Consider the following 14,612-nt stretch of genomic DNA (forward strand, 5'->3'; position numbering starts at 1 on the left):
GACGCTGAGCACTGTAATCGACCCGGGACGGTCGGTTCACGGGGGCAAATCGGCCCCGTCGGGTCATTCCCGCACAGCTATGAGCGCTTCGACTCCGTCCAGGATCCGGTCCAGGCCGAAGTCGAGCGGGTCGATGCCGGCCGGGTCGAAGGCTCCCTCGGCCACGGCCTTGGTGAGGGCCGGGAAACGGTCGGCGTGCCGGGCGAGCAGTTCGCCGGTGAGCCGGTTCCACTCCCGCTCGTCCGCCTCGTCGTGGTCGCGCCGCTGCTGGGCGAGGTTGCGGACGAGGCCGACGAGGAGCAGGAAGATCTGGTGCCGCTGGGCGCCGCCCAGTCCGGTCGGCTCCAGGGCGGCGAGCGCCGCGTCCAGCCAGCGCAGCTGCCGGGGGCCCATGATCTGGCGGCGCATGGCGGTGGCGGTGAGCAGCCAGGGGTGGGCCGCGTAGACGTGTGCGCACTGCCGGGTCCACTCCCGCACGGCCGCCCGCCAGTCCCCCTCCGGTACGCCCGACAGGTCGGGAGCCTCGGCGAGCACCTCTTCCACCATCAGCTCGACGAGCTCGCCCTTGCCGGGGACGTACCGGTACAGCGCCATGGCCGAGACCCCGAACTCGCCCGCCACCTTGCTCATCGACACCGCGTCCAGCCCCTCCGCGTCGGCCAGTTCGGCGGCGGCCGCGGCGATCCGCCGCGGGGACAGCTTCGGCTTGGGCCCACGGGTGGGCTGCTCCTGCTCGCCCCACAGCAGCGCGAGGCTCGCCCGCGCGTCCCGCGGTTCGTCCTGCCCCTTGTTCCGGGCGGCCATGCGGCTCCTCCCCTCGACCCGGCGAAGCCCGTTGACTCCGCCCACCAACTGTATATACCGTAAACGCAACTGCTGACGACATAAACAGTTTAGGGGGAACACTCATGCTGCTCACCTACCGGGCCCTCAAACGGCGCTCGCACACGAAGAAGCTGCGCATCACCACCCCGAACGGCATCGACGAGTCGTCGTACGTCCGCATCGGCGGCATCGACCAGTGGATCTCCATACGCGGCGAGGACCTGTCGAACCCCGTGATCCTGGAGGTCCACGGCGGACCAGGCGCCTCCAACCTGGTCTTCACCCCGCGCACCCGCGCCTGGGAGCGGCACTTCACGATCGTCCGCTGGGACATGCGGGGCGCGGGCAGGACCTTCGCCGCCGGGGGCCCGGCCGGCCAGGGCGAGATGACCCTCGACCGCCTCTACCGCGACGCCCTGGAAGTGACGCATCACATCCGCGGGCGCCTGGGCGTCTCCAGGCTCCTCCTCGTCGCCAACAGCTTCGGCACGGTCACCGGGCTCCGCCTGGCCCGCAACCACCCCGAGCTGTACTCGGCGTACGTCGGCACCGACCAGAACATCCTCGGGGGCGGCCGCGACACCTCGTCGTACGAGGCGCTGCTGGCCCGGCTGGAGAAGGCGGGCAAGAAGAAGGAGCTGGCGAAGGTGTCGGCGATGGGCCCGGACCGGACGGCCTGGTCCGCGCACGAGTGGTCGGAGCACGCGAAGATCGTGGTCACCACCGATCCGCTGACCTACGACACGTTGAAGACGGTCGTCATCCGCTCGCTCTGGTTCTCCCCGTTCCACAGCCTGCGCGGTCTGCGCGCCTACCTGAAGGGCATGACCTTCTCCGAACAGCTGGGCCCGCAGGCGATGTCCATCGACGAGTACGCCGAGGGCACTACCTTCCGCCTCCCGTTCTTCCTCTTCCAGGGCGACAGCGACGTCCTGACCCCACCGGAACCGGCCCACCGCTTCTACGAGGAAGTGACGGCCCCCGTAAAGGACTTCGCCCTGATCCGCGACGCCAGCCACTTCGCGTCCTTCCGCCACCCCGACCAGTTCCTGGACCTGATGCTGAGCAAGGTGCGGCCGGTGGTGACGGGGGAGGCGGTGGGACGCTGAAGGGCATCAGGGCGGGTTCAGCCGTACCACGTGACGTTGCCGACGGAGACACACTCGTGGCGGGTTACGGCGAGGAAGCCGCACTCGGGTTGTAGTCCCAAGCCCAGTCCGTCACAGCCCGGCCTCCGCCTCGGCCGCCTCGCGGATCGCGCGGATCTCCGCAATGGCCGCTGCCGGGTCCTGCTCCCCCGCATCCACGATGCGCTCCAGTTCTCGCAGGCGGACCGCGCGTTCTGGGCGCCGTTCAACGGCCACGAAAACGGCCCAGGAGTGTACGAAGGCTCGCAACGGCGCGAGGCTCTGGGTCTGCTGAGCGTTGGTCGTGGCTTCGAAGAGGTGCTGCGTCAGGGCCGGGACCCGACTCGGAGCGATACGCGCGACCGCCGCCCGCAAGGCGCCCGGCGTCAGCTCGGGCATGGGGATCAGCGGTCCGCACGGGCCGTCGGTCTGGGCGCTCACGGTGACCTCCGGGGCGGGTGGCTCGGTCCTCGTACGGTACCGGTGCACTCGGCAGTACGCCGGAGAGCCGACGCTCATGCCACGGCCACGGATGAGACACGACAATCGCGGCACCGGCCCGGGTGAGGGGCGCGGAAGGCTCGCTCGCACCCGTCACAGGTATGGAGTGGGGATGGGCGGTGCCGTACCGAGTCGGGAGCCGGGGCGGGAAGGTGGGGTGGCAGTCGACTGGTGAGGCGGTGTTCCAGGAAGGCCGCCGGGTGCTTGATCGGGTCCTGGGGCAGGTCCGTCGTGAGGGTACGGGTGACGGCCGTGGGCGGCACGCCTCGCTCCAGCCACTCGGTGACGGCCGGGGCCAGGCGGTGTACGTCCCGTTCGGTGAGGAGCAGCCGCGAGTCGTGGGCGCGCAGACCGGCGAGCAGATCAGCGGCCGCCCGGGGTGGCGCGGGAGCCTTCGGCCGCGCCGCGGGCTCGGGTTCCGGGACCGGGACCGGGGCCGGGACCGGGACCGGGGCCGCTGCGGCCACCGCGAGCCTCGGCTTGTTGAACGAGATCGTCCGGGTCGTCACTTGTCCCGATTGAAGACGCTCCCTGGGGCGCGCGAGGTATCCGTGTTCCTCCAGCTCGCGCAGGGCCGCCGCGATCCGGATCTCGCCCTCGGGGAACTTCGCCGCCAGCGTCTTGATGCCGATCGGTGTGCCCTCGGGCAGCGACTGGATGTGCAGCGCCAGGCCGATGGCCACCAGGGACAGCTCAGGGTGCTGGGCGAGGTGGTTGCCGACAACGGTGAAATTGTCGTGGTGCGGTTCGTTCACGTGGGTGACGCCGGAGGAATGCCGGGTCTTCGGACGCGCGGGCGCGTTACGCTGCTTGTCAGTCATCGGGAAGCCTCTTCTTCCTCGGTGATCAGGCCCTCGCACTGGGATGGCAGTCCCGGCGAGGGCCGATGCATGTCTGCGGGTTGTTGTCGCTGACGCTGCACCACAACTGCCCCGCCGCGCCAGTTGCGTTGGGCATATTCACTCCGGCGAGTGATCGACGGGGGCGGTGGGGGAGGGTTCGGTTCTTTCCCCGGTTCTTTGGTCTTTTGGGGTCGGGAGCCGCCGGGTCACGCCCCGCCGCGACCCGGTACGAGTTCCGCCCAGACCGCGCGCCGGCCGGTGCCTCGGCCACGCCCCAGCGGTCCGCGTACGCCGACACGATCCGTAAACCCCGGCCCGTCTCCGCGTCCTCGGTCACCGGGTCCGGGAGACGCGGGACCCGGTCGCCCAGGGCGCTGGGACCCGAAGGAAGTTCAGATCCTGAAGATGCGCTATGGAATGATCCGAGCGCAGGCCCTCTCGCCTCGGGAGTCGCTGGCGTTCATCGAGAGAGTTCTGGGAGAAACAGCATGAGCCCCTCCACGTTGGCTTGGTTCAAGAGCAGCTACAGCGGCAACGACGGCCCGGAATGTGTCGAGGTAGCCATAACCCCCGCCACCATCCACATCCGCGACTCCAAGAACGAGAACGGCGCCCAACTCGCCGTCACTGAAGCCACCTGGACGGAATTCCTGGACTTCGCCGCTCACTGCGCGTAACGCGCCCGGATCGCGTCGCGGGCCGCGACCGTCCTCGCCAGGCGGGGTGTGAGCCTCGCCCGGTCGCTGCCGGGGCTGTGCAGCAGGAGGTCCAGGCAGTTGGCCAGAGTCGCGAGGTTGGGCCAGTCGTACCCGGCCAGCGCGCGGTGAAGCCATGTGTCCAGTGCGGCCCAGGCCTCAAGAGCCGCGCTGATCGTGGCCTCCATGAAGGCGTGCGCCCACGGAGGGTAGGCGTCCGGCTGCCGTGCCGCGTGGGCCAGCCTCGTCCACAGCGGACGGGCGGCGTGCGCGCCCTCTTCCCCGCTCACCGCCAGGGCCAGGTTCCACAGGCCCCAGGGCTCGTCGACCACCCGCTGCTGTTCGGCCGACCGCCGGGCGAGGGTCCAGTTCCCCATGAGCAGGTGTACGGCGGATCGTGTCGCGGCCGTGTCCGCGTCGGCCAGCGCTTTCTCGAACCGGCCGCTCCATAGGTGCACACGGGCCGACTGCCGGTTCGCCCAGGCGAGATCGCCGGCCAGCGTGACGTACCGCTCCAGGTCCACCCGTGCCTGTTCCAGCCGGCCGACCCTCATATCGGTCTGGATCTTGTTCGCCAGGGCCCACGCGCTCTCGGGATCCAACTCCACCGCGCGGTAGGAGTCGGCGAGCGCCTTGTCGTACGCGCCCCGGCGGCGGTGGGCCTTGGAGCGATGCACCAGCGCCCAGGGGTAATGCGGTGCGAGGCTCAACGCACGGTCCAGGTCGGCCAGTGACTCCTCATCGCGGCCGTGTTTGCCGTGCAGGGCGCCCCGGCTGGCATACACCGACGCGTACGCATCGTCCAGGCCGATGGCCCGCTGGTAGTCGGCGAGCGCCTCCTCCTCGCGGCCCACGGCGCTGAGCGCGTCGCCCCGTTCGCACAACGTCCAGGGCGCCTCCGGGGCGAGGGCCACGGCGCGATCGAGATCGGCGAGCTGTAGCTCGCGTTCGCCGCGCGACCGTCGTACCCGGGCCCGGACGACCAGGGCCCAGACGAAGTCCGGGTCGATCTCCAGTGCCCGGTCCAGGTCAGCCAGCGCGAGGTCGTGGTCGCCGATCGCGCGGTGGACGGCTCCGCGCGTGGCCCAGGCACTCCGCAGCGTCGGGTCGAGTTCGATCGCCCGGGTCAGATCCCGCAGGGCGGCGTCTTGGTGTCCACACATCCGGAGGTGATCGCCACGGGCAGCGAGATGGCGGGCGTTGTCGGGATCCAGGACGAGCACCCGGTCCAGGTCCGTGACGGCGCCTTCGAAGTCCCGCAGCTCGGCGCGGACGGCAGCCCGGCCGGCGTAGGCGAAGACAAGGTCGGGGTCGAGGGCGACGGCCCGTCCGTACTCGGACACAGCGCGCTCGTAGTCGTCACCCACCCGGAAGACGTGGCCGCGGGCGGCATGGGCGATGGCCCGGGACGTGGCGTCGAGGCCGGCGTGGTCGAGCAGCAGGGTCAGTGCCTGGGCGGCGGTCGGGGCCTGAAGGGCCCGCAGCAGGTCTCTGCCCCAGCGGATCACCTCCTCGGCCTGGGTGTCCGTTCCGGCCTCCACCAGCATCCGGGCCCAGCGGCGGGCCTCCTCCTCGCGCCAGCCGCAGGCTCGCACCACGCCTCCGAGCACGACCGGCAGCGCGGTCCGCTCCCCCGCGCACAGCCGGTGGTACGCCTCGGCCAGCCGCAGTTCCCGCCACGCCTCGTCCGCCCAGGGATCGGCGAGACCGTCCTGCCGCTCCTCCCGCCACCTCCCGAAGGTCTCCGCCAGCCGCCCATGCCGTTGCGTCCACCGCCGGGGTGACCGCCTGCGCTGCAACCGCAGCATCGGCGCCCGTACGACGTCGTGGTACTGCACCCGGTCGCCCCGCTCGCCGACGAACGGCATCCCGCGCAGCCAGTCGTACAGGGCCTCGGCTTCGGCCTCCGGGCAGTCCACGACCGCCCGGAACACATCGGCGTCCAGTCGCCGGGGCAGCGCGCAGGCCAGAGCCACCGACCGCCGCACCGGATCGGGCTCCCACTTCAGAAACCGTTCCACCGCCGTGGCGCTCGGGTCGCCCACGTCGTCCGGGTCGGCCGGGCGGGCCTCGGCGAGGGTGGAGACGAGGACGGGCAGGCCGCCGGTGAGGCGGAGCACCTCCTCCACCACCGGCTCCGCCACGACGCCCCGGTCCGCCAGCAGCCCCCGCGCCTCCGCCTCCGTGAACGGGCCGAGCGGCAGGTCGGTCATGAAGTCCACGAAGCCACCCCAGCGGGCGGTGTCGAAGGAGCGCTGGCCGGCGGTGACGACGATGACGTTGGCGGGCAGGGCGCCGTAACGGTCGGTGGTCATCAGCTCGTGCAGCCAGCCGTCGAGCAGGGGGCCGGTGCGCTCGTAGGTGTCGAACAGCAGGACCAGCCAGGAGACCGAGGAGGTGACCGCGGACAGTTCGTCCAGCAGTTTCGGAGTCAGCACCCGCTCGGGGGACAGCACCAGCTGCACGTCCTCCTGATCGCGGAAGCGTGCGCTGAGTCGCGCCTTCAAACGCGCCGCTCCTTCCGCCAGTTGGCCGGCGTCCATCGCTCCCACGAAGGCGCCGGCGCCCGGGACCAGTGCGCCCACGCCCGCCATGCCCAGCCGTACCGCCGTCGTGGTCAGTGCGGAGGGGCCGTCGAGAGCGGGCTCCAAGGTCGCCACCTCGGCCTCGGCCTCGTGCCGCCGCTCCCGGTGGGCGACGAGCGCCTCCTCGAGTCTCTTCAAACGATGGCCCTGCTGGGCGAGTTGGTGGCAGAGCGCGGCCATCGCCTCCGGCACGCTCCCCACGCCCTCGTCGACGTACGCCGTCAGCGCCCCGCGCTCCCGCGCGATCTGCTCCAACTCCCTGACCAGGTACGTCTTTCCGACACCCGCGTTGCCGTGGATATGGAAGAGGAAGCGGTGGCGTTCGTCCTCGGGCGGAAGGTCGAGGTTCTCGCGGAACGCCGCTCGTTCGTCGCTGCGGCCGACGAAACCCGCCCTCCTCCGCCGTCCGATCAGCTCCTGCATCGACGGCCGTGCCTGCGCCATCCGTACGCCCTTCCCCCGACGTCCGTCTCTTCATTCTGACTCAATGCGCATGGGAGAAGGCGGCGTTCGTCGGGGAGAATCCAGCCATGACCACCACCCCCACCGCAGCCACCACTCCCACCAGCCGCACCTCTGGCACCGCCCTCCCGCTGGCCGCCGGTGTCCTCACCGGGATACTCGCCCTGTACATCGCCCTGGTCGCCCTCGGGAACATCACCGACTTCGGGACGAACCAGCAGTTCGTGCGGCACGTTCTCGCGATGGACACGACCTTCAAGGACGACGATCTGATGTGGCGGGCGATCACCAGCACCGCGCTTCAGGACACCGCGTACGTCGCGATCATCGTGTGGGAGACCGTCGCGGCCCTCGTCCTCGTCCGGGGGACCTGGCTCTGGGCGCGGCGGGACTTCGGCCGGGCACGGCGGTTCTCCACCTACGGGCTGCTGATGCTCGTCCTGCTCTTCGGCGCCGGGTTCATCGCCATCGGCGGGGAGTGGTTCGCCATGTGGCAGTCGAAGACCTGGAATGGGCTGGACGCGGCGACCCGGGTGTTCCTGCTCAGCGGGGTGGCGCTGATCGTCAACCAGTTGCCGGGCGGGCAGCGGGACGCTACTTGACCACGGCCACCTTGGTGTTCAGGTCGCCGAAGGCCCACAGCGCGGCTCCGTCGTCCTTGTGGACGCGGATGCCGCCCGTCCTCAGGTCGTTCGTGGGCGGCGGCGAGGAGCCGTCGACGGCGTTCGAGAAGGCTATGTTCACACCGGATGTCACCGTGAAGTACATGACATGCTCGATCTGGACGCCGTCCGAACCCTTGAGGGCCTCGGCGCGCTTGATGACCGAGTAGCGGCCGGGCTGCGGGCTCACCGTGCCCGGCCACACCGTGAAGGTGCGGCCGGCCTTGCCGGTCGCGTCGACCAGCCACACGCGCTTGCCGCCGAGGGAGTAGACGATCCGGCGGCCCGTGCCCGACCGGTCCGGCAGCGCGGGGACCGTCGACGGCTTCGGCGTCGCGGAACCGTGCGCACCCGTCGACGGCTTCGGGCTGGGCTTGGCCGTCGCGCCGGTGGGATGCGGCCCGTGGCCCGCCTGTAGGGCAAGGGCGACGACGACCGCGGTCGCCCCCGCCGTCAGACCGGAGACCCAGGCCCATGAGGGCAGTCGGGCAGGCACGGGTACGCATCTCCTCCGCTACGGGTCCCCCACTCGGATCTGGGGTCGGATCATCGTACTCAGTCCAGGACCGGCAGCAGGTCGGGCAGGTGTCCGTCCGAGGCCTCCGCGACCCGCCGGCGTTCCTCGGGCACCTCGCCGTACAGGGTCGTACGGGGCTTCGCCGGGCGGCCGGCCGCCTCCGCCACCGCCACCAGGTCCCTGATCGACTTGTACGAGCCGTACGAGGAGCCCGCCATGCGGGAGATCGTCTCCTCCATCAGCGTGCCGCCCAGGTCGTTCGCCCCGGAGCGGAGCATCTCCGCCGCGCCCTCGGCGCCCAATTTGACCCAGCTTGTCTGGATGTTGGGGATGTAGGGGTGCAGGAGCAGCCGTGCCATCGCCGTCACCGCCCTGTTGTCCCGAGCCGAGGGGCCGGGGCGTGCGATGCCCGCCAGGTACACCGGGGCGTTGGTGTGGATGAAGGGGAGCGTCACGAACTCCGTGAAGCCACCCGTCCGCTGCTGGATCCCGGCCAGCGTGCGCAGGTGGCCGAGCCAGTGGCGGGGCTGGTCCACGTGGCCGTACATCATCGTGGAGGAGGACCGGATGCCCAGCTCGTGGGCCGTCGTCACGACCTCGGTCCACGTCGCCGTAGGCAGCTTGCCCTTGGTCAGCACCCAGCGGACCTCGTCGTCCAGGATCTCCGCCGCCGTACCGGGGATGGTGTCCAGACCGGCCTCCTTGGCGGCGGAGAGCCACTCGCGGACGGACATCCCCGTCCTGGTCGCGCCGTTCACCACCTCCATGGGCGAGAAGGCGTGGACGTGCATGCCGGGGACGCGCTCCTTGACCGCCTTCGCGATGTCGAAGTACGCCGTCCCGGGCAGGTCGGGGTGGATGCCCCCCTGCATGCACACCTCGACCGCGCCCACCTCCCAGGCCTGCTGGGCGCGGTCCGCCACCTGCTCCAGGGACAGCGTGTACGCGTCGGCGTCCGTCCTGCGCTGCGCGAAGGCGCAGAAGCGGCAGCCGGTGTAGCAGACGTTGGTGAAGTTGATGTTGCGCGTGACGATGTAGGTCACGTCGTCGCCCACGGCCGTCTTGCGCACGTCGTCCGCCACCCGGCACAGCGCGTCCAGCGCCGCGCCGTCGGCGTGGAAGAGGGCCAGGGCCTCGGCGTCGGTCAGTCGGGTCGGGTCGTCGGCCGCCGTGCGCAGGGCCTGCCGTACGTCCGTGTCGATGCGCTCCGGCACCATGCCGGGCGCCGCCGCCTCGCGCAGCGCCTCCCAGTCGCCGTACACCTCGTCGAAGTCGTCGCGCCGGTCGGACGTACGGCCCTCGGTGTCGATGGTGTGGTGGAGGTCCGTGCGGCCGGTGGCCGCGAACGCCTCCTCGGGCTCCTGCCACGGGTGGCCCTCGACCACCGCGTCCGGACGCGCGAGACCGGTTGCCGGGTCGGCGAGCGCGCTCACGTGCGGGCGCAGCCGCGGGTCCAGCCACGGTTCGCCGCGGCGGACGAACTCCGGGTAGACGCAGAGGCGTTCGCGCAGCTCGAAACCGGCGGCACGGGAGCGCTCGGTGAGCTCCTCGATCTGCGGCCAGGGGCGTTCGGGGTTGACGTGGTCGATGGTCAGGGGCGACACCCCGCCCCAGTCGTCGATGCCGGCGCCGATCAGCCGCTCGTACTCGGCATCGACGAGGTTCGGCGGGGCCTGGAGGCAGGCGCTCGGGCCCATGATGTGCCGGGCCACGGCCACCGTCGCCACGAGGTCGTCCAGTTCGGCGTCCGGCATGCCGCGCATCGCCGTGTCCGGCTTGGCGCGGAAGTTCTGGATGATCAGTTCCTGGATGCCGTGGTAGGCCCGCGAGACCTTGCGGAGGGCGAAGAGGGACTCGGCGCGCTCCTCATAGGTCTCGCCGATGCCGATCAGCAGGCCGGAGGTGAACGGGACGGAGGAGCGGCCCGCGTCCTCCAGGACGCGCAGGCGTACGGCGGGTTCCTTGTCCGGGGAGCCGTGGTGGGGGCCGCCGGGCTCCGACCAGAGCCGGGTGGCCGTGGTCTCCAGCATCATGCCCATGCTGGGGGCCACCGGCTTGAGCCGCTGGAAGTCCGTCCAGGTCATCACGCCCGGGTTGAGGTGGGGCAGCAGGCCCGTCTCCTCCAGGACGCGGATGGAGATGGCGCGGACGTAGGCGATGGTGTCGTCGTAGCCGTGCGCGTCCAGCCACTCGCGCGCTTCCGGCCAGCGGTCCTCGGGCTTGTCGCCGAGGGTGATCAGCGCTTCCTTGCAGCCGAGGGCGGCGCCCTTGCGGGCGATGTCGAGCACCTCGTCGGGGGACATGAACATCCCGTGGCCCGCCCGGCGCAGCTTGCCGGGGACGGTGACGAAGGTGCAGTAGTGGCACTTGTCCCGGCACAGCCGGGTGAGGGGGATGAAGACGCTCTTCGAGTAGGTGATGACTCCGGGCCTGCCCGCCGCCCGGAGGCCCGCGTCCCGCACCCGGGCGGCGGACGCGGCGAGATCGGTGAGGGCCTCGCCGCGGGCCTGGAGGAGCACCGCCGCCTCGGCCACGTCGAGGGCGACGCCGTCCCGGGCACGTTTGAGGGCGCGACGCATGGAGTTCTCGGGGGGGCCGGTTCCGGAGGTCGCGGAAGTCGTCATCCCTTGAGCATACGTTCGGGCTGATCACCGTGTGGCGTCGCCGGTTCGGCCGTCTGCTGGGGGTTCGCTGCGTGGTCGGGTGGCGGGGCGTGGGGGCGTGGCGCGCAGCTCCCCACGCCTGCGCTTGCGCCCTCGCCTGCCCGACGGGTTCGCCGTGGCTACGCCTTCGGCTGCAGGAACACGGCGTACTCGTCCAGCACCCGCAGGACCTCCGCCTCCCCCGCCGAGGGCAGTTGGACGACGGTCTCCTCGATGCCCAGCTCGGCGTAGTGGGCGAGTTTGCCGGGGGTGGGGTGGACGGCGTACGGGACCACCTGGAGGGCGGCCGGGTCGCGCCCGGCGTCCGACCACACGGACCGCAGCACCGGCAGCGACTCGGTGAGCCCGCGTCCGCCGATCGGCAGCCAGCCGTCGGCGTACTCCGCGATGTGCGCGAACAGCTTGGGACCGGCCGCCCCGCCGACGAGGGTGCGGGGGCCGACGACCGGGCCGCGCGGCTTCCGCACCGGTTTGGGGAAGGCGAAGCTGGGCCGCACGCCGCCGAACTCGCCCTCGTGGCCCACCGGTTCCTCGGACCACAGCGCCCGCATCAGGCCCATCCGGTCCCGCACCAGCTCCCGGCGGCCGCGCCACTCGACGCCGTGGTCGGCGGCCTCCTCGACGTTCCAGCCGAAGCCGAGCCCGAGGGTGAAGCGGCCGCCGGAGAGATGGTCGAGGGTGGCGATCTGCTTGGCCAGGGCGATCGGATCGTGCTGGGCGACCAGCGTGATCCCGGTGCCGAGACCCAGCCGCTCGGTCACGGCCGCGGCCTGCCCGAGCGCGACGAAGGGGTCGAGGGTACGGCCGTACTCGCGCGGCAGCTCGCCGCCCGCCGGGTACGGGGTGGCCCGCTCCACCGGGATGTGGGTGTGCTCGGGCAGGTACAGCCCGGCGAAGCCGCGCCGCTCCAGCTCACGCGCGAGCCCGGTGGGGGTGACGGTCTCGTCGGTGAGGAAGATCGTGACGGCGATACGCATGTGTCATCTGTACCGGGTGCGACGGCCCCTGTCGATACCGACCGGTCGGGATTCGGGGTGCCCCGTGGGGGCTGGTCGACCGCCGCCGGCCGGTGCGGGTTTCGTTGTGGCTCGTCGCGCCCACGCGGCGGAGGCGCATATCGACACTGTCCCGCGCCCCTCGACCGGCTTACGTTGGAAGCGTGACGACGCTGCGCGGCACCCTGCCCCCGGGCTCCCCGGACTATGTCTACGTACCCGTCGAAGTGTCTCCCGGCACCAGCGAGTTGCGCGTCTCCTACACCTACGACCGGCCCGCCGTCCCGCCCGGCACCCCGGGCACGCCCTCGACATCGGGCTCTTCGACGAGCGCGGCATCGAGCTGGGCGGCCGGGGCTTCAGGGGCTGGTCGGGCGGCGCCCGTACGGAGTTCTTCGTGCGGGCGGACGAGGCGACGCCCGGCTATCTCCCCGGCCCGCTGCGTCCCGGCACCTGGCACATCGCGCTGGGCCCCTACACGGTGGCGCCGCAGGGGCTGACGTACGAGCTGACGGTCACGCTCACCCGAGGGGACCCCGGTACGACACCCGCACCGGTGTACCCGCCCGACCGCGCCCGCGGCCGGGGCCGTGCCTGGTACCGGGGGGACTGCCATCTGCACTCCTGGCACTCCGACGGGCGCCGCACCCCGGCCGAGATCGCGGCGCTGGCCCGCGCGGCCGGCCTGGACTTCATCAACAGCTCCGAGCACAACACGACGTCCGCCCACGCCCATTGGGCCGCTGTGGCCGGCGACGACCTGCTGGTCATGCTGGGCGAGGAGGTCACCACCAGGAACGGCCACGTGCTGGCCCTCGGAACCGAGCCGGGCACCTTCGTCGACTGGCGCTACCGGGCCCGGGACGGCCGCTTTGGCCGCTTCGCCCACCGGATCCGTGAGGCCGGCGGCCTGGTCGTACCCGCCCATCCGCATGCCACCTGTGTCGGGTGCGCCTGGAAGTTCGGGTTCGGGGAGGCGGACGCGGTCGAGGTGTGGAACGGGCCGTACACGCCCGACGACGAGGTCGCCCTGGCCGCCTGGGACGCCCGGCTCGTCGCGTCCGTGCGGGAGAACCGGGCGTGGCTGCCCGCGATGGGCGACAGCGACGCCCACCGCGACCCGGACGCGATCGGCCTTCCCCAGACGGTCGTCCTCGCGGAGGACCTGACCCGCGAGGCGATTCAGGACGGCCTGCGCGCGGGCCGCTCCTACGTGGCCGAGTCGCGGCACGTGACCCTCGCCCTCACCGCCACCGGCGCGGACGGCCGGCAGGCCGGAATCGGTGAGCGGCTGGCGGTCCCCGACGACATTCCGGTGACGGTACGCCTGGAGGTCGCCGGCGCACCGCGCTGCTCGGTCCGGTTCGTCACCGACCAGGGCGTGCTGCTCACGAGCGATCCGCTGCCCGTGTCGGGCGCGGGCGTGGTCGAGTGGCGTACGACACCGGCGTACGCCGCCTACGTGCGCGCGGAGTTGCGGCACGAGACGGCACTGGGCCCGCTACCCGGAGCCATGGCCGCGTTCACCAACCCGGTGTTCCTCGGGGCTGTTCGAGCTGGTCCGCCGCCCACTCGGCCCACTCCCGCCGCATCGCGTTGAAACGCACCCGATGACCCCGAGGCACCTCTGCGGCAACCACGCCCCGGAGGCCGCCTTCGCCCCGGCCGACGCCACGTCCGGCGGCTCGGGCCGACTCATGACGTACGTCCACGACGCCGCCGCCGGCCGCGGCGCCCTGGCCCTCCTGGACGCCGAGCACCTCACCGCGCCCCCGGTCGCCGGGATCCACCTGCCGGCCCGGGTGCCGTTCGGCTTCCACGGCGACCGGCTGCCGGACGCGGAAGCCTAGTGCTGCGGCCGGCTGTCCCGGCGCAGGCCGAGAATCTCGGCGACCGACTCCAGCCAGCGGGCGGTACGGGTCTCACCCTCGGGGGTGTCGGCGCACTGCGCGGCCGTCTCCAGCCAGCCGCGCAGCAGCGCGGACGCCTCGGGGGACGGCAGTGGCTCGGGCAGTTCGGCGGCGTAGCGGGGGCCGCCGGCGCGGACGATCCTCGCGACGTACGCCACCGAGCGCGGCACCACGCCGAGCCGGTCCAGGGTGACGGCGGCCGCGACGGCGCCGTCGCCGAAGAGGGCGGTGCGGAAGGCGTCCCGGGTGAGGCCGTAGCGGAGCAGGGCACCGATGTCGGTGGTGGCGAGGAGTTCGTCGTCGGTGCGGGTGGCGGGGGTGGGTGGCATGGGGGCCTCGGGGTCGGTCCGGGTCAGCGGACGGTGATCTTGTACACGAAGTACTCGGCGACATCGCCGGGAGTGCCGGTGGCGGTGGGCACGGGGCTCGCGGACGCCTCCGCCTCGGCGGCGCTGCTGCACCTGGCCATCGGGCAGTGCAGCATCTTCACCTGGGTCGTACCCGACTTGACCGCGGTGAAGTCGAAGTATTCGGTGCCCTCGCCGCCACCGGTGATCCCCTCCGGGCTGCCGTGGACGTCCTCCCGCTTGCCGCGGTACTTCAGGACGGCGGCGTCCGGTCGCGGGCCGGCCAGGTACCAGTGCTCGCCGAGCGCCGGACTGGCGGGCAGCGACAGGGTGAACCTCTCGCCCGCGTCCACCGCGATGGAGCGCTGCTGGGCGCCGTACTCGGCCTGCCCGTCTCCGCCGAGCAGGCCGCAGCCGGCCAGGGTGAGGGGAAGGAGGGCCGAGGCCGCCAGCAGGCGGGCCGATGTCGTTCTGCGCACGG

The 14,612-nt window shown here is 72.0% G+C and carries 13 protein-coding genes and 2 pseudogenes; 6 read left to right on the forward strand and 9 right to left on the reverse strand.

The annotated features are described in order from the left end of the window. Positions 1–63: 63 nt before the first annotated feature. Positions 64–804 carry a TetR/AcrR family transcriptional regulator C-terminal domain-containing protein gene (locus tag ACFZDC_RS37945; protein ID WP_391331129.1) on the reverse strand — a complete coding sequence of 247 codons (741 nt, stop codon included), beginning with the start codon at positions 802–804 and terminating at the stop codon, positions 64–66. 104 nt (positions 805–908) lie between these two features. Between ACFZDC_RS37945 and ACFZDC_RS37950 the strand changes: the two genes are divergently transcribed. Then, positions 909–1,934 (forward strand): alpha/beta fold hydrolase, encoded by a 1,026-nt coding sequence (locus ACFZDC_RS37950; protein WP_391331131.1) that lies wholly within the window; start codon positions 909–911, stop codon positions 1,932–1,934. A 111-nt stretch (positions 1,935–2,045) separates the two neighbouring features. Here ACFZDC_RS37950 and ACFZDC_RS37955 read toward each other — a convergent pair whose 3' ends face one another. Next, positions 2,046–2,393, reverse strand: a complete 348-nt coding sequence (locus tag ACFZDC_RS37955) for a DUF6247 family protein (protein ID WP_391331133.1) — start codon at positions 2,391–2,393, stop codon at positions 2,046–2,048. A gap of 74 nt (positions 2,394–2,467) precedes the next feature. Next, complete coding sequence (locus ACFZDC_RS37960) at positions 2,468–3,274, reverse strand: helix-turn-helix domain-containing protein (protein WP_391331135.1); 807 nt, start codon at positions 3,272–3,274, stop codon at positions 2,468–2,470. Positions 3,275–3,673: 399 nt separating this feature from the next. On the opposite strand from ACFZDC_RS37960, the pseudogene ACFZDC_RS37965 reads away from it, so the two are divergent. Both ACFZDC_RS37965 and ACFZDC_RS37970 read left to right on the forward strand, forming a co-directional pair. Further along, positions 3,674–3,787: pseudogene (locus ACFZDC_RS37965) on the forward strand (transcriptional regulator); the annotation flags it as partial. Between the two features lie 11 nt (positions 3,788–3,798). Then, a complete protein-coding gene (locus ACFZDC_RS37970; protein WP_391331137.1) occupies positions 3,799–3,972 on the forward strand; it encodes a DUF397 domain-containing protein in 174 nt (57 codons plus the stop codon). Here the strand turns inward: ACFZDC_RS37970 and ACFZDC_RS37975 are convergent. Continuing rightward, entirely contained in the window at positions 3,960–7,019 is a 3,060-nt protein-coding gene (locus ACFZDC_RS37975) for a tetratricopeptide repeat protein (RefSeq protein WP_391331139.1), read from the reverse strand. The genes ACFZDC_RS37970 and ACFZDC_RS37975 overlap by 13 nt on opposite strands. A gap of 86 nt (positions 7,020–7,105) precedes the next feature. Between ACFZDC_RS37975 and ACFZDC_RS37980 the strand changes: the two genes are divergently transcribed. Continuing rightward, a complete protein-coding gene (locus ACFZDC_RS37980) occupies positions 7,106–7,639 on the forward strand; it encodes a DUF2165 family protein (protein ID WP_391331141.1) in 534 nt (177 codons plus the stop codon). Here ACFZDC_RS37980 and ACFZDC_RS37985 read toward each other — a convergent pair. The 3 genes from ACFZDC_RS37985 to ACFZDC_RS37995 all read right to left on the reverse strand — a co-directional run bounded on the left by ACFZDC_RS37985 (position 7,632) and on the right by ACFZDC_RS37995 (position 11,856). Further along, positions 7,632–8,195, reverse strand: coding sequence for a hypothetical protein (locus tag ACFZDC_RS37985; protein WP_391331143.1), 564 nt, complete (start codon positions 8,193–8,195; stop codon positions 7,632–7,634). The genes ACFZDC_RS37980 and ACFZDC_RS37985 overlap by 8 nt on opposite strands. 59 nt (positions 8,196–8,254) lie before the next feature. Beyond that, positions 8,255–10,840: a bifunctional FO biosynthesis protein CofGH gene (locus tag ACFZDC_RS37990; protein ID WP_391331145.1), complete on the reverse strand. Its 2,586-nt coding sequence runs from the start codon at positions 10,838–10,840 to the stop codon at positions 8,255–8,257. 158 nt (positions 10,841–10,998) lie between these two features. Next, positions 10,999–11,856: a TIGR03619 family F420-dependent LLM class oxidoreductase gene (locus ACFZDC_RS37995; protein ID WP_391331147.1), complete on the reverse strand. Its 858-nt coding sequence runs from the start codon at positions 11,854–11,856 to the stop codon at positions 10,999–11,001. A gap of 137 nt (positions 11,857–11,993) precedes the next feature. On the opposite strand from ACFZDC_RS37995, the pseudogene ACFZDC_RS38000 reads away from it, so the two are divergent. Then, a pseudogene (locus ACFZDC_RS38000) lies at positions 11,994–13,474 on the forward strand (CehA/McbA family metallohydrolase). 10 nt (positions 13,475–13,484) lie between these two features. Then, the gene (locus ACFZDC_RS38005; RefSeq protein ID WP_391331149.1) at positions 13,485–13,724 is read left to right on the forward strand and encodes a carotenoid oxygenase family protein; all 240 of its coding nucleotides are present in this window, start codon (positions 13,485–13,487) and stop codon (positions 13,722–13,724) included. On the opposite strand, the gene ACFZDC_RS38010 is transcribed toward ACFZDC_RS38005, so the two are convergent. Both ACFZDC_RS38010 and ACFZDC_RS38015 read right to left on the reverse strand, forming a co-directional pair. Continuing rightward, entirely contained in the window at positions 13,721–14,113 is a 393-nt protein-coding gene (locus ACFZDC_RS38010; RefSeq protein ID WP_391331151.1) for a hypothetical protein, read from the reverse strand. The two genes, ACFZDC_RS38005 and ACFZDC_RS38010, sit on opposite strands and share 4 nt — an antisense overlap. Before the next feature lie 23 nt (positions 14,114–14,136). Then, a complete protein-coding gene (locus ACFZDC_RS38015) occupies positions 14,137–14,610 on the reverse strand; it encodes a protease inhibitor I42 family protein (protein ID WP_391331153.1) in 474 nt (157 codons plus the stop codon). Positions 14,611–14,612 lie beyond the last annotated feature (2 nt).

The sequence above is a fragment of the Streptomyces sp. NPDC007905 genome, from assembly GCF_042959345.1.
Taxonomy (GTDB): domain Bacteria; phylum Actinomycetota; class Actinomycetes; order Streptomycetales; family Streptomycetaceae; genus Streptomyces.